Origin of the sequence: Rhodanobacter terrae (assembly GCF_042657005.1) — a bacterium.
Lineage (GTDB): Bacteria > Pseudomonadota > Gammaproteobacteria > Xanthomonadales > Rhodanobacteraceae > Rhodanobacter > Rhodanobacter terrae.
The window spans coordinates 1-13449 of the sequence record NZ_JBHSNG010000002.1 but is presented as its reverse complement, the minus strand read 5'-3'; the positions used below and the strand labels follow the sequence as shown (position 1 = coordinate 13449).

Below are 13449 nucleotides of genomic sequence, written 5' to 3'. Positions count from 1 at the left end.
CGCAACTTCAGTCGATCCGCTGCCAGACCGAGATCGGCACATCGCCGTTCGGGCGCGGCACCACGCGGTAGCTCAGCACGTTGCCCTCGAGTTGGTAGTGCCTGCTCTGCACCTGCCCTTCCCAATTGGGAAACGAAGCCCCCTGTATGTGGAAGACCAGGACACCATCGCCCGGCCCGATGCTGAGCGTGCCGAAGTGGGTGCTCGAGCCCATGACGGCCGCCTTGTACTCGTTCTCGGTTCCCTTCGCCTTGTCGCCCGAGCCGAACCTGGGCCGCTCGGATTTGAAGATCTGCAGCGAGTAGTGGCCCTGCTTGTCGATCAGCAACAGTCCCGTGGGCCCGGCACCGAAATCCGGCGTCCGCGAACCGTCGGGATGCTGGACGTCCGCCGCCACCAGGGCCCAGCTTCCCGCCAGCGATGACACACCGGGCGGCGAGGCGGCGAAGGCACTCGAAGCCCAGAGCGAGGTTGCGGCGAAAAGCACGGCAAGGACGTTGCCGATGCGTGCTGTGCGAACTTTCATGCGTTGAGCTTTCCTGTGAGTGGGGGGCAATCCGCGTTGAAACGTGCCTGCGACGGGCAGTCAGATGGTAGGCTTCCCGCACGTTTAAGAAAATTCGATAATTTAAAACCATCGCATTAGAAAAACTGAAGTAATGGCACTGCCCAATCTCGATATGGATGCCATGCGAACGCTGGTTGCGATCTCTGCAACTGGGCAGCCTGGGCCGCGCCGCGGAAAAAATCGGTCGTTCCCAATCGGCCGTGAGCCAGCAGATGCGAAAGCTGGAAGGTCAATTGGGCCAGCCGTTGTTTCGCAGGCAAGGGCGCGTTGTGGTGCTGACGGAAACCGGGGAATTGGTGCACTCCTATGCACGCCGCATCCTCGACCTCAACGACGAAGCCGTCGGCGCCGCCGCCGGCACATCGGTGGAAGGCGCAGTGCGCTTCGGCCTGCCTGGCGACTTCGCCGAAACATGGCTGCCTGCAGCGCTGGGCCAATTCAGGAAAGCACACCCGGCGGTCCGGATCGATGTCGAAGTGGAACGCAACGGCGTTTTGCTGGAACGGCTGGATCGCGGCGAATTCGACCTCGTCCTGGCGATGGGCTACGGCAGCCGCCCCGACGCCAGGCGCCTGGCCACTCTGCCCATGACGTGGATCGGGCCCGCGGGTTCGGGTGCCGTCTTGCGGCCGGACGCGCCGCTGGATCTGGCGCTCTACCATTCGCCTTGTTTCTTTCGCCGCGCAGGCATCGAGGCACTCGACAAGGCTTCCATTTCCTGGCGGCTGGCCTACACCACGGCAAGCCTGCAGAGCCTGTGGGCCGGCGTTGCGGCCGGTCTCGGCATTACCTTGAGAACAACGGCCGGCATACCGCCGCTTCTCATGCGACTGGACGAAAGACACGGCTTGCCGCCCCTGCCGGTCGTTGAACTGTGCCTTCATTCGGGAAAGGGCGAGCCGTCCGCGGCGCTGAGTCGACTTGAACGCCTGGTGATCGACCACGCCGACGGCAATCTGGGGATGCTCTGATCAACCTCGATTTTCGTCATTCCCACGAAAGCGGGAACCCAGTGTCTTTCATGTAACGCGTGGATACACAAAGGCGCTGGGGCCCGGATATCGCTTCGCGATTCCGGGATGACGAGCAAAATCAGAGCATCCCTAGTGCGGCAATGCCTTGTCGATCGCCTGCTGCGCGAGCGGCGCCATAACGGCATAGCCCGTGGGCGTGGGGTGCACGCCGTCGCTGGCGAGGCGGGGGTCCATGCCGCCCTGCGCGTTGGCAAGCGCGCTGTAGTAGTCGAGGTAGGTCGCACCGCTGGAAGCCGCGTATTGCCTGAGCCAGGTATTGAGGGCGCGCACCTTGCCGGCCGGTTGCAGTCCCCGATGCCAGGGGTAGTCGCTCACCGGCAGCACCGAGGCGAGGATGACCCGGATGTGGTGGGCCTTGGCCAGCTCCGTCATGGAGCGGAAGTTGTCCTCGATCATCGGCAGCGTGGCGAGACCCGTGTTGCCGGCGAGGTCATTGGTGCCGGCGAGAATGAGTACCGCGGCGGGCTGCAGATCGATCACGTCCTGCCGGAAGCGCAGCAGCATCTGCGCGGTGGTCTGCCCCGAGATGCCGCGGTTGACGTAGGGCTTGCCCGGAAAAAAAGTGGTGCCCTTGGCTCGCCCCCAGACATCGGTGATCGAGTCTCCGTAGAAGACGACTCGCCCCTGGCCCGGCGCCAGCCGCGCGTTGTCGGCCCGGTAGCGGCCCAGCTGTGGCCAGTCGGCCAGCTGCTGCTGCATGGAGGCGACCTGGTCCGTGCTCAGCGATGTCGGGGGCGCCGTATATAACGGATTGATGGCGACCGGCGCCGATGCGGCGGATGTGGCCGCCTGTCCCCTGGCAGGTGACGAAACGGGAACAACGGCTAGCAGGGCGAAGGCCGCGACAAGGGTCGCTGGAAGCTTCATCGGCTGGGGTCTCCATGCACGGTTCAGAGAGCTGCCGAGTGTACCTGTCCGCGCGAGGAATCCGGGCTTGGACCTTAACGCTGAGTTGAGCTACCGGGCGTATCCTCGATCAACTTCTGAAACCTGCCGGAGCCCGCCATGAAAGCCCTGACCCTGCTCGTCGCCGCCACGCTCGCCCTGACCGGGATATCGAACGCCCGGGCACAGTCGTCCAGCGGCGTGCTGATGCGCCCCGACGGCATCTATTTGCGTTGCGACCAGTGCGGCACGGTGCAGAGAATCGAACACAACGTCACCCAGGGCGGCCAGCACGGTACGGCCGGCGCGATCATCGGCGCAGTCGCCGGCGGTGTACTGGGCAACCAGGTCGGCAGGGGCAACGGTCGCAAGCTGGCCACCGTCGGCGGTGCCGTCGGCGGCGGCTTTGCCGGGCACGCGATCGGCACTCGCGGCGGCAGCGAGAGCTGGACGGTGCGCCTGAAGATGGGCGACGGCACCTACTCCAATATCCAGGTGCCGGACGCCAGCGCCATCCGCGAAGGCGACGTGGTGCAGGTGGATCCCAACGGCAATATCGTGCGCATCCGCTGACAGCCGGAAGCGCCCGGATCAGGTACGACGTACCGTGCCTGATCCGAGTTCGCTCGCCGCTCGCTGCAGCGAGCGGAATCCGTCGGGCGAGCCGTCGACGAATTGTTCGGTGAGGATGCGGATGAAGGCGGATACCTTCCGGCTCACGTGGCGGTGCGGCGGATACAACGCCCACACTTCGATGCCGCGCCCGGCCACGTTGCCCCAGTCGAGCAGGCGGCCGGCATCCACGTCGGCCTGCACCAGCGAGCGCGGCATCATGGCGGCGCCTGCGCCATCGAGCACGGCGTCGTGCACCATCGCCATGGACGACAGGCGCAGGACGACATGCGTATGCAGGATCTGCGTTCGTCCGTCAGCGGTGATGTTCCATGCTGCGCTTTCCGGCGCGCCGACCAGGGTCACCGCAGGGACCGCCGCGGCCTCGCTTTCCGATTCGGGGCGAACGATCGAGGGATGCGCCACCACGATCAGCTGATCACGCAGAAAGCAGCGACCGGCCAGCTCTGTAGTGGGGCTGGGGTTGGCACGAATCACCAGGTCGTAGCCATCCACCAGCGGGTCGATGAAACGATCGTCCGCGGTGACCTCCAGTTGCACGTTCGGATAGGCGGCCGCATAGCGCGCAGCGATGCGGCCCAGTCCACGCTGGGCGAAAAGCACCGGCGCGTTGATGCGCAGGCGGCCATGCGGCAGGCCGACGTCTCCCATCAAGGCCTCTTTGATGTCGTCGATGCGATCGAGCAGCGACGAGGTCTGCTCGTGCAGCGCGGCACCCTCCTCGGTGAGCCGCAGGGTGCGCGCGCCACGTTCGATCAGGTGCACGCCCAGCGAGTCTTCCAGCTGGCGAACGCGGCGGGACAGCGTGGCCTTGGGCCGACCGGTTACCCGGCTGGCATGGCTGAAACCGCCGTGGCTGGCCACGGCGTTGAAATCGACCAAGGTTTCAAGATCCATGTTCGTTCCATTGATGATACGTCGCGTATCAGTTTTGCATCTTTCGTTCCTAAACTGGAACAGTCAGATTAGCCCTGTACCCGTTTCAAACCCATCCTCAACACGAAAGGACTAATGACATGAGCATTCTCGTCACCGGAAGCACCGGCGCCATTGGCAGCCAGGTGGTCGACGGTCTGGCCACCCGCCACGCCACCGTTCACGCCCTCACCCGCAACCCGGACAAGGCCCGCTTTCCAAAAGGCGTGCGTGCCGTCGCCGGCGAAATGACCGATGTGGAATCGATGCGCGCCGCGCTGCAGGGCATCGACACGCTGTTCCTGCTCAACGCCGTGGTCGCCGACGAAGTGACACAGGCACTGATCACGCTGAACCTGGCGCGCGAGGCCGGCATCCAGCGCATCGTCTATTTCTCGGTGCAGAACAGCGACGCGTTCGCCGACGTGCCGCACTTCGCCGGCAAGTACACGGTTGAGCGCGCGATCGAACAGTTCAACCTGCCAGCCACCGTGTTGCGCCCGTCCTACTTCATGCAGAACGACGCGATGATGAAGGGCGCGCTGGAGAACGGCGTGTATCCGATGCCGCTGGGCGAGCTGGGCGTATCGATGGTCGATACGCGCGACATCGCGGAGATCGCGGTGACCTCGCTGCTGCGTCGCGAACAGTCCGCCACGCCGCTGCCGCGCGAAGTGATCGAACTGATCGGACCGGATGCCATCACCGGAAGGGACGCCGCGGCGATCTGGTCCGAACTGCTCGGCAAGCCGGTGGCCTACGGCGGCAACGACCTCGTCGGTTTCGAAAAAAACATGGCCGGCCGCGCACCATCGTGGTCCGCCTACGACATCCGCCTCATGCTGGCGCGCTTCCAGAGCGACGGCATGCTGCCCAAGCCCGGCAGCCTCGACATCATGACCGGCATCCTCGGCCACGCGCCGCGCTCGTACCGTGAGTTTGCCCGGGAGACCGCGGCCTCGTGGCACGCCGCCAGCTGATAAAACCGGGACGAAACCGGACATGCAGCGTCGACGACTGCGGACGAACCGAACCGGGCCAAGCACAAGCGGCCCGGCATCGGACACTCTCCTCGATCCGGGACCCGCATCAAATTTTTCGCCGCGAGCTGTCTCTCAACGTTCATGGGCGGGTGGTTCAATTTCGTGCATCCCGGGAGTTCCTTGCCGATCGCGCTCCCGGTCGCCCACAGGGGATGCGTTGAATGGGGGATTCAACCTCAGCCTTGTGCCATTGAATGCATACCAGGAGTCCTCGCATGTTCCGAAAGACACTGTTACCGGTTTCTATCGCCGCCATGGCATTCGCCGTTGCCGCCTATGCCCAGGTTGGCCACATTCCTTATCACGGCTTTCCATTTCACCCCAATCACCCGTGGCCGGGGTCCGGGGAGTCGCCCCAGGACACCGTCCCGACGGCCACGCCGATCAAGCATCTGGTCGTCATCTTTGACGAGAACCGTTCGTTCGACCACTACTTCGGCGTCTATCCGGTGGCGGCGAATCCCGCTGGCGAGCCTGCGTTCAAGGCCTTGCCGTGGACGCCCCGGGTCGATGGCCTCACACCCCAGCTGCTGACGCAGAATCCGAACAGGTTCAACCCGGCCAACGGTATCAACGCGGCCAATCCGTTCCGGCTCGACCGCACGCAGGCCAACACCGAGGGCCAGAACCACAACTACACGCCGGAACAGCTGGCCTACGACGACGGCGCGGCGGATCGTTTTCCCGCCTATACCGGCAACAACACCGTCAGCAATACCGGCACCTTCGGTACGAATGGCCTGGTGATGGGCTACTACGACGGCAACACGGTGACGGCGTTGTGGAACTACGCGCAGCACTTCGCGATGAACGACAACGCCTATACCGACACCTATGGTCCCTCGACGCCCGGCGCGATAGGCATCGTGTCGGGCACCAACAACGGCGCCAGGATAGTTCTCGGCTCGGCGGCGGCCATTCCCGACGGCCAGGGCGGGCTGACTCTGATCGGCGACACCGACCCTGCCTATGACGTCTGCTCGTCGCCCCACAACACGGTAGCCATGGCCTCGAAAAACATCGGCGATCTGCTGAATGCCCATCACCTGTCATGGGGTGGATTCATGGGCGGCTTCGACCTCGCGTCGGTCAACCCCAACGGAACGACAGGCTGCCAGCGCAGCTCCTATTCGAATGTGCTCGCTACCACCAAGACCGACTACATCCCCCACCACAACTGGTTCCAGTACTACGCCTCCACGGCGAACGCAGCCCACACGCGCCCCACGTCGGTGGCCGAGATCGGCCATACCGACGAAAAGGACAGCAGCCCGACCCCGGTTCACCACGAATACGATCTGCACGATTTCTTCTCTGCGGTTTCGGCGGGCAACTTTCCCTCGGTCAGCTATTTGAAGGCTCCCGCCGTGGGCGACGCGCATCCGGGCAATTCGGATCCGCTGGACGAGCAGGCCTTCATCGTACAAGTGGTCAACTTTCTGCAGCGCCAGCCGGATTGGAAGAACACGGCGATCATCATCACTTACGACGACTCCGACGGCTGGTACGACCATCGCTACGCGTCGCCCACCACGTCTTCGTTCGATTCGATCACGCCCGAGGGGACGGCCCAGGGTACGGTGACCGGGGCCGACCAGCTCAATGGCGCCGGCGTGTGCAATGGACCCGATGCCAGGCCCGGTATCGGTGTGGATGGAGGTACGGTCAACGGCCGTTGCGGTCCCGGCACCCGGATCCCGTTCCTGGTCATCTCGCCTTATGCGCGCGTGAATTACGTCGATGACGCCCGCATCACCCACTCGTCGGTCGTGCGCTTCATCGAGGACAACTGGCTGCACGGGGAGCGGATCGGACAAGGCTCGAACGATGCCACGGCCGGCAGCATCATGGGCATGTTCGACTTCAGCCACCGTGAAGCCTCGACGTTGTATCTCGATCCCGACCAGGGCACGCGGATCGCGGCGCCCCGCCACTCCTGAACCCGGGACCGCGCCGGCATCGGCGGTAATCATGCCGGCGGGGAAGATCGATCCCCTGCTCTGCCCGGTCATCCGGCAGAGCAAGGGATGTCTCCCGGGACATATCGTCACGTCATGTCTTTTCGCCTGGAGCGCATCTTGCCGAAGGATCCCCGGCCGTCACGCCGATTGTCGTACCGGAAGCGGCACCGCCTGTTCGAGGTCGCTTTCTGTCTGGCCTGCACACTCGGTTGCTTCGCGAGCTACGCGTTCCTGCAGCAGCCTTCGGGTCGCGGGAACGACAGCGCGGACGGGATCCATCCGCACCCCGTTCATTTGAAGCTTCCCGCCGTGAAGCCGCTGAGCGCGATGGCCCAACTCGGCAAGTCGCTGTTCTTCGATCCTTCGCTATCGGCCTCGGGGCGGCAATCCTGCGCCTCGTGCCACAGCCCCGCCCGCGGCTATAACCCGCCCAACGCGCTGACCGTGCAACCGGGCGGACCGGATCTGAAAAAGACCGGCTACCGGCCGCCTCCCTCGCTCGCCTATTTGTATCGGCAGCCTCCCTTCAGCATCGGGCCGGACACCGCCGACGTCGACGTGCCCGTCGATTTGAACACGCTGGCCGCCTCCGCCCGCAATGATCCGCGGTCCCGGAAGTCGGCCGGCCGCGCGCCGGCCAGCGCGATTGCCATGGTGCCGCAGGGAGGGCTTTTCTGGGACGGCCGTGCCGATTCGCTGCAACGGCAGGCTTATCTTCCGATGCTCAATCCGGTGGAAATGGCCAACGCCAGCGTGGCCGACGTCGCTCGCAAACTGGTGCGCAGCCGCTATCGCCAGTCATTCGCCCAGCTGTTCGGTCCGGCCATTCTCAGCGACCCGGACCCGCTGGTTTCCGAGGCGATGTTCGCCATCGGCCGCTACGAGATCGAAGATCCCTCTTTCCATCCGTTCACCAGCAAGTACGACGCTTCGCTGCAGGGCCGCGCCCGGTTGACTGCCGCCGAGCTCCACGGGCTACAGGTTTTCGACGACCCGAAGAAAGGCAATTGCGCGGCCTGCCATGTGAGCCGGGTCGGGCGTGACGGGTTGCCGCCGCTGTTCACCGACTCCCAGTACGAATCCCTGGGCGTGCCGCGCAACCCCGGGCTGCCGGTCAACGAGAATCCGCACTTTTTCGATCTTGGGTTGTGCGGTCCTCTCCGGAAAGACCTCGCCCGTCAGACCCAATATTGCGGCATGTTCCTCACCCCTACCCTGCGCAATGTCGACAGACGCTCTGTGTTCTTCCACAACGGCGTCTACCGCAGCCTGAAACAGGTATTGGACTTCTACAACCTGCGCAGCGTGGCACCCGACAAGATCTATCCACGCAACGCGAGCGGCAAGCCGGAGCTGTACGACGATCTCCCCGTCGCCTATCGCGGCAACGTGGACACCACCGATGCCCCGTTTGACCGCCATCCCGGCGACCCGCCTCCGATGACGGACCGGGACATGCAAGACATCATCGCCTTTCTCCACACGCTCGACGACGGTTATATCCCGGCCTCGATGCCGGCAGCGCAGGTTCCATCTCGGCAAGGATACTGAAGAGGTCTGCGGGTGTCGGTGCAGGTTGGGCACCGGCACGATTTCGCGCGAAGGAACCGGGGGAGTCAAGCGTCGAAGCGGCGCGCTTCAACCCATCGATACGGCGCGCTGCATATTTCGTTCAAACCCGTCCCCAAAATGCTCTCAAACTGGTCAGTCGGAACTCTCCCGCCCCACCCCAGGCCATTGAACCGCACGCTCCAGCGACGCCTTCCGATCGGCGCAGATCGGGCAAGAAGCCACCGCGAAGTTCTACGCGATCGGCAGAGATCGGCCACCGGCCGGTCGCCAAATACAAATGCATGCCACAAAGCAGTCATTGCCGTGAGCGTAAGAGTTGTGGCGCGGCTACGACTTGAGCCGTAGGTCTTTCTCCGCACTTCATCTTCGCAGGGCCGCTTCCACGGCCGTCTGCTCGAACGCGTACCAGTGTTCAAGTCGGTCCTTTCGATCGAGCGACGCGTGCGGCGCGTGCTCCGACTTACGGGACTTCCTTGATGCGCATGACGTATCACCAGCCTTTGGGGCATCATCGACGCCTTGTGCCGATCACGTGACCTGATGCCAGTGCAGAGCTTGCCGATCTTCCTCTTCGCCATCGTCCTCGCTGCGGCAGTTGCGGCATCGCCAGCGTGCGCTGAGGATGCTCAACCCGCTGCCAAATCCGGTTTCTCGCATGCGTTCGTCTACACCGGCGAGGTATTTGCCGACGTGCACGGTGGGTTGCAACGCGGCGCGACTTACACCGGACTTGCGCAGCTGTCACTCGATTGGGCGGATGCGGACTGGCTCGCCCACACCGACATTTACATGCCGCATGGGGAGAGTTTTAACCGGCGCTACGTCGGAGGATTTTCTGATGTCAGCAACATCGATGCCGTGCATCAGTTGCGCGTGCACGAGCTCTGGGCGCAGCGCACATTCGGTCGTGTCTCGTTGCGAACCGGCCTATTGGCCGCGGACACCGAGTTCTGGGGTCCGGGTACCGCGAACCTGTTTATCAGCAGCGCATTCGGTGCGCCGAGCGTAGTCAGCGGTGATTTGCCGAACTCGCCGATCTTTCCACAAGGTGTGTTGGGGGCGCGGCTGGCATTCGATCTGGAGCATGCCGGAACCCTGCGTCTGGCCGTGCTCGATGGCGATGGCGGCGATCAGGCCAGCGTCAATCGCCACGGGCTGCACATCTCGCTCGATGAAGGCGCGCTATTGCTTGCCGAATACCAGCGCGTGATCGACAGGGATGGCGAGAAAAAAACCGATGTGCGACTGGCGGCGTACTACCATACCGGAACCTTCACCAACACGCAGGGCGACAGGGTACGCGGGAACAGCGGTTTCATCGGTAGCATGGACCATGCGCTCGATGCGCGTCTGAGCGTGTTCGCGCGCGTCGGCACCGCACTGAGCGACCGCAGCGTTGTTCCCTGGTCGGTCGAAACCGGCTTCAATCTGCGTCCGGTGTTCGGTACGGGCGACAAGCTCGGTGTGGGTTTGGCGTACGTCGATCTGAATGGCAGCACGGCCATTACCAGCAAAGCAACACCCTTACGGCGTGAGGTCATCCTCGAAAGCACGCTCGATTGGCCGATCAGCAAATCGCTGGATCTACAGCCGGAGGTGCAATACATCATCGATCCAGGTGGTACGGCAGCCGCACACAACGCGAGGGTCGTCGGCCTGCGTGCAACTGTGCACCTTTAACCCATGTGCCCATTTGTCAGGATGGATTTGCCATGAGTCCAAAGTGCGGATTCCGGCAATTGTTGACCATCGTTCCGGCATGTCCTGACCAGCCCGCTGGTGTTGGGCACCCTGCTGCCATTGCTCAGCTATTCGGTCGGCTCATCCAGCGCCGCAGGCTCGCCTGAACGTCACCCGGAAGCCTCTGGATCTGCCGAGCTACCAGAGCCGTGTAGGAATCCAGGTCTGGCGCCTCGGGGTGGTTCTTCCCGAACCAGACAAGTACGTTAGGTGGCTCCGCCACATGGCCATCATCCAAGCCGTAGTGAGCCACCGCTTCCATACGCGCGGTCTGGACTGCTAATTCCTGAAAGTCAGGATTGAGGAGGAGCCAGGACTCGGCAACGGTTGCAGCCTCGTGTGGAGTGAAGAGGCTTGCATGTTGGGTTTCCAACGTGCCCTGAAATATCCAGTTGGAGATCTCGGCGGCCCGCTTTGCCGCAATCGCCTCATCTGATTCTTGGTCGTGAAAGTGCAACTGCAGTGCGCAAGCCGTGACCATGCGACCGGCCGCAGCTATACCTAGCGTGCGACCCATTAGTCGTTTTTTTCGACGCTTGAACAAGCCGAACATGAGCGCACCCAAGGGCTGTATCCGTCAGTAATATAGCCGGTAGCGCCAAGTTGAAGGAGTATTCATGGCTTCGGCCATCACCAGCGGGCCGGTCAGGGCGCGCCGGAAACAATGTTCAACTCGACTGGAATCCGCACAAAGCAAAAAGGTGCCTGCACCGATCCCAAACGGCATGTGCATCATGAGGGCGAGTTGTTGCAGCAGGTCGGTCGCGTTTGCGGCAAGCGCGGTCTGCGTTTGACGCCGCTACGCGTCGACATCCTGCGTCTGGTGGCTCGATCGGATCGACCAGGCCAGCTACCGTTGCGAAATACTCATCAGCCGGCGATTCAGCGAACGACGACCCACAGTCGCTGACCGGCCAGGAGCGGTCGGTTGGTGAGTCGTATTGGCTGGCTGTTCTAAGCTGTAACCGGTCATGGATGTTTGTGTGCTGACCGACATCGATTGCCATTCGAGGCGCCGGTTACTCGATTTGAACGTGCCGCGACCTAGTCAGGCCGTTGAACGGCGCATTTCGAATACTGAATCCGCCGTCGGTTCCACGCCCTGCATAAACGTCTTCTGTACCCAAGAATGGTGGCATCCCCTCGCCTAATGCGGCCTACGATTGAGTACTCAAAGTAGTCTGATAGACATGAGTACGCTTGTGGATATGCTGGTGGTTCGCGTAGTACTCGTGCAGGTTGTGCGCCTCGGCTGACCGGTGATGGATGCCACGCTCTCCCCACATGAGCCACACCAGCGCCTTGCCGGACTGTCTCAAGTAGTTGTCAAGAAGGTCACGACGCAGATAGCTGAAAGAGCCGCTGATCTGCGAGCCATACTCACCGACCTCTCGGTACAGGGACGCCACGCCTGAAGCATCGTGCAAGTCACATCTGTTGGCGCGGTACCTGAGACTCAAAGCCTCACAGAGCAGTTTAGAGGGCAGGCTCGAACCGCTGTTCTGATTCACCACGCTGTGGTAGCTCTCCCAGCTGTATTTCTGCACTGGGATGCCGACCGTGACGCCATTGTTTGACCACCGATCAGCAGACACCATGTATTCGGTGCTGTCGCCCTCTTGCTCTTCAACAATGGGCAGTCCCGGAATCGAGGAGAAAGGCATCTCCCCCGCATAGGTGTAGTAGTAGCTTGGCGCTTCCGGAACGGCGTCATTGCCGGGATACTCAAAACCAGTGAACAACGTGCATAGGCGTTCGACCTCTCCGTTGTCCACGAGTACACCTCGAAGGAACGTAAAGATCTGTCGGTCATCAGCGGGAGCGTTCTGTTCGAGGAACCCGTCAAGTACAACCCACGGCCCTGTCGAGCCATCAATCTCCGCGATCTCGAGGATGCCGCGGTACTCTGGTTGCGGCCCTCTCACCACCCAGTCGCCAATACCCGTAGGCTGGCCGTTGAACAAGTCTGGGAGCAGCAGGTCGATGCTCGTTGTCTCGAGCGGGAACGTCGGGTCAATGTCCGCGTCTGAGGGGCGAGCGCCGCGCTCCTTGGCAAGGAGGCCCTGCGCATACCGAACACCCCACATCTCGAAGTAAGCGATCCAGCCGTACTTCTTCCCGTATCGGTCGACCTTGTGCTTGTCACCTCCCATACGAGAGCCTGAGTTCATTTGCCGGTCAATAGCTTCGAATTGCTCGGGGTCATAGCCAAGCATCAGCATTCGCGAAACGATTGCCGGCAGCACCCGCTGGTACTCTGGGTTGCGGTCGTCGTAGTTTGACCGGCCCGGGATCAGTCTCCCCATCGTGTAGTTGCCGAAGTCCATTCGAATCGCCGCACGCTTCGCACGTTCGATCATCGCCGCGTCGTACTTCGGCATGTTCTCAAAGGGACTAGGCAGATGGCAAAACGGTGGAAGGAGGTGAGCTGCCTCGTCCTCAAGCAAGCAAGCCGGATCAACCATCCTTGCGATGGCAATGGTTCCCAGACAGTACTGCTGATATAGGGCATGCCAAGTAGGATGCGTCGCGCCAGGTGCGAACATCGCTTGATAAATCTCACGAGCCCGCGGCGTCAGACTAGTTGTCGCCTCTGAAATTTCTTAATCAAGAAGCTCAGAGGTGTAAGTTGAAGATCAAACAAACGTATTCGTTGGCGTTTCGTGAGCAGGCGCTGGCCAAGGTATTTAGCCGTGGAAGTCGTACGATCGGCTCGGTGGCTGACGAATTGAACATGCACGCAGGGACATTGAAGAACTGGATGAAAGAAGAAAAGGCATTGAGCCGTGGCGAGGCTGCTGGCGAGGCGCGGCGCCCGGAAGACTGGTCGGCGGAAGAACGCTTGTTGGCCTTGCAGCAGAGCCACGGTCTGGTCGGCGAGACCCTGAACGCCTGGTGTCGCGAGCGCGGTTTATTTGCGCATCAGCTGACTCAATGGCGCGAGGATTTTTGCACGGTCAGCAGCCCGAGCCATCGCCGAGAGAGCGCGCAGGAAGTGCGCGAACTGAAGAATGCCAATGTCCAGCTACAACGCGAACTGACCCGCAAGGACAGGGCGTTGGCGGAGGCGGCTGCGCTGTTAGTTCTATCAAAAAAAT

At 62.4% G+C, this 13449-nt stretch carries 12 protein-coding genes; 7 read left to right on the top strand and 5 right to left on the bottom strand.

Features of this window, described 5'->3' with window-relative positions; all coding sequences use genetic code 11:
- Positions 1-7 precede the first annotated feature (7 nt).
- The gene (locus ACFPPB_RS01925; protein WP_377323873.1) at positions 8-526 is read right to left on the bottom strand and encodes a lipocalin-like domain-containing protein; all 519 of its coding nucleotides are present in this window, start codon (positions 524-526) and stop codon (positions 8-10) included.
- Between the two features lie 158 nt (positions 527-684).
- Here ACFPPB_RS01925 and ACFPPB_RS01920 point away from each other — a divergent pair, with 158 nt between their 5' ends.
- Positions 685-1539, top strand: a complete 855-nt coding sequence (locus tag ACFPPB_RS01920; RefSeq protein WP_377323871.1) for a LysR substrate-binding domain-containing protein — start codon at positions 685-687, stop codon at positions 1537-1539.
- A 132-nt stretch (positions 1540-1671) separates the two neighbouring features.
- Here ACFPPB_RS01920 and ACFPPB_RS01915 read toward each other — a convergent pair whose 3' ends face one another.
- The gene (locus ACFPPB_RS01915; RefSeq protein WP_377323869.1) at positions 1672-2469 is read right to left on the bottom strand and encodes an SGNH/GDSL hydrolase family protein; all 798 of its coding nucleotides are present in this window, start codon (positions 2467-2469) and stop codon (positions 1672-1674) included.
- 138 nt (positions 2470-2607) lie between these two features.
- Here ACFPPB_RS01915 and ACFPPB_RS01910 point away from each other — a divergent pair, with 138 nt between their 5' ends.
- Positions 2608-3060 (top strand): glycine zipper 2TM domain-containing protein, encoded by a 453-nt coding sequence (locus tag ACFPPB_RS01910; RefSeq protein WP_377323867.1) that lies wholly within the window; start codon positions 2608-2610, stop codon positions 3058-3060.
- Between the two features lie 18 nt (positions 3061-3078).
- On the opposite strand, the gene ACFPPB_RS01905 is transcribed toward ACFPPB_RS01910, so the two are convergent.
- A complete protein-coding gene (locus ACFPPB_RS01905) occupies positions 3079-4017 on the bottom strand; it encodes a LysR family transcriptional regulator (RefSeq protein WP_377323865.1) in 939 nt (312 codons plus the stop codon).
- Between the two features lie 119 nt (positions 4018-4136).
- Here ACFPPB_RS01905 and ACFPPB_RS01900 point away from each other — a divergent pair, with 119 nt between their 5' ends.
- From ACFPPB_RS01900 to ACFPPB_RS01885, 4 genes are all read left to right on the top strand, one after another.
- Complete coding sequence (locus ACFPPB_RS01900) at positions 4137-5015, top strand: NmrA/HSCARG family protein (RefSeq protein ID WP_377323863.1); 879 nt, start codon at positions 4137-4139, stop codon at positions 5013-5015.
- Positions 5016-5293: 278 nt separating this feature from the next.
- Positions 5294-7018: a phospholipase C gene (locus tag ACFPPB_RS01895; RefSeq protein WP_377323861.1), complete on the top strand. Its 1725-nt coding sequence runs from the start codon at positions 5294-5296 to the stop codon at positions 7016-7018.
- Between the two features lie 138 nt (positions 7019-7156).
- Positions 7157-8590, top strand: coding sequence for a cytochrome-c peroxidase (locus ACFPPB_RS01890; protein ID WP_377323859.1), 1434 nt, complete (start codon positions 7157-7159; stop codon positions 8588-8590).
- 561 nt (positions 8591-9151) lie between these two features.
- Positions 9152-10291 carry a carbohydrate porin gene (locus ACFPPB_RS01885; protein ID WP_377323857.1) on the top strand — a complete coding sequence of 380 codons (1140 nt, stop codon included), beginning with the start codon at positions 9152-9154 and terminating at the stop codon, positions 10289-10291.
- 124 nt (positions 10292-10415) lie between these two features.
- Here ACFPPB_RS01885 and ACFPPB_RS01880 read toward each other — a convergent pair whose 3' ends face one another.
- Together ACFPPB_RS01880 and ACFPPB_RS01875 are read right to left on the bottom strand one after the other, a co-directional pair.
- A complete protein-coding gene (locus ACFPPB_RS01880; protein ID WP_377323856.1) occupies positions 10416-10916 on the bottom strand; it encodes a hypothetical protein in 501 nt (166 codons plus the stop codon).
- Positions 10917-11508: 592 nt separating this feature from the next.
- The gene (locus tag ACFPPB_RS01875) at positions 11509-12732 is read right to left on the bottom strand and encodes a hypothetical protein (protein WP_377323854.1); all 1224 of its coding nucleotides are present in this window, start codon (positions 12730-12732) and stop codon (positions 11509-11511) included.
- A gap of 248 nt (positions 12733-12980) precedes the next feature.
- Between ACFPPB_RS01875 and ACFPPB_RS01870 the strand changes: the two genes are divergently transcribed.
- Positions 12981-13449 (top strand): transposase (locus ACFPPB_RS01870; protein WP_377323852.1); only part of this gene is annotated, 469 nt, incomplete at its 3' end.

Excerpts from the sequence above, each read along its gene's own strand:
- ACFPPB_RS01905 (WP_377323865.1), bottom strand. The coding sequence starts at position 4,017 with ATGGATCTTGAAACCTTGGTCGATTTCAACGCCGTGGCCAGCCACGGC.
- ACFPPB_RS01875 (WP_377323854.1), bottom strand. The coding sequence starts at position 12,732 with ATGCCGAAGTACGACGCGGCGATGATCGAACGTGCGAAGCGTGCGGCG.
- ACFPPB_RS01910 (WP_377323867.1), top strand. The coding sequence starts at position 2,608 with ATGAAAGCCCTGACCCTGCTCGTCGCCGCCACGCTCGCCCTGACCGGG.
- ACFPPB_RS01885 (WP_377323857.1), top strand. The coding sequence starts at position 9,152 with ATGCCAGTGCAGAGCTTGCCGATCTTCCTCTTCGCCATCGTCCTCGCT.
- ACFPPB_RS01925 (WP_377323873.1), bottom strand. The coding sequence starts at position 526 with ATGAAAGTTCGCACAGCACGCATCGGCAACGTCCTTGCCGTGCTTTTC.
- ACFPPB_RS01895 (WP_377323861.1), top strand. The coding sequence starts at position 5,294 with ATGTTCCGAAAGACACTGTTACCGGTTTCTATCGCCGCCATGGCATTC.
- ACFPPB_RS01900 (WP_377323863.1), top strand. The coding sequence starts at position 4,137 with ATGAGCATTCTCGTCACCGGAAGCACCGGCGCCATTGGCAGCCAGGTG.
- ACFPPB_RS01915 (WP_377323869.1), bottom strand. The coding sequence starts at position 2,469 with ATGAAGCTTCCAGCGACCCTTGTCGCGGCCTTCGCCCTGCTAGCCGTT.
- ACFPPB_RS01920 (WP_377323871.1), top strand. The coding sequence starts at position 685 with ATGCCATGCGAACGCTGGTTGCGATCTCTGCAACTGGGCAGCCTGGGC.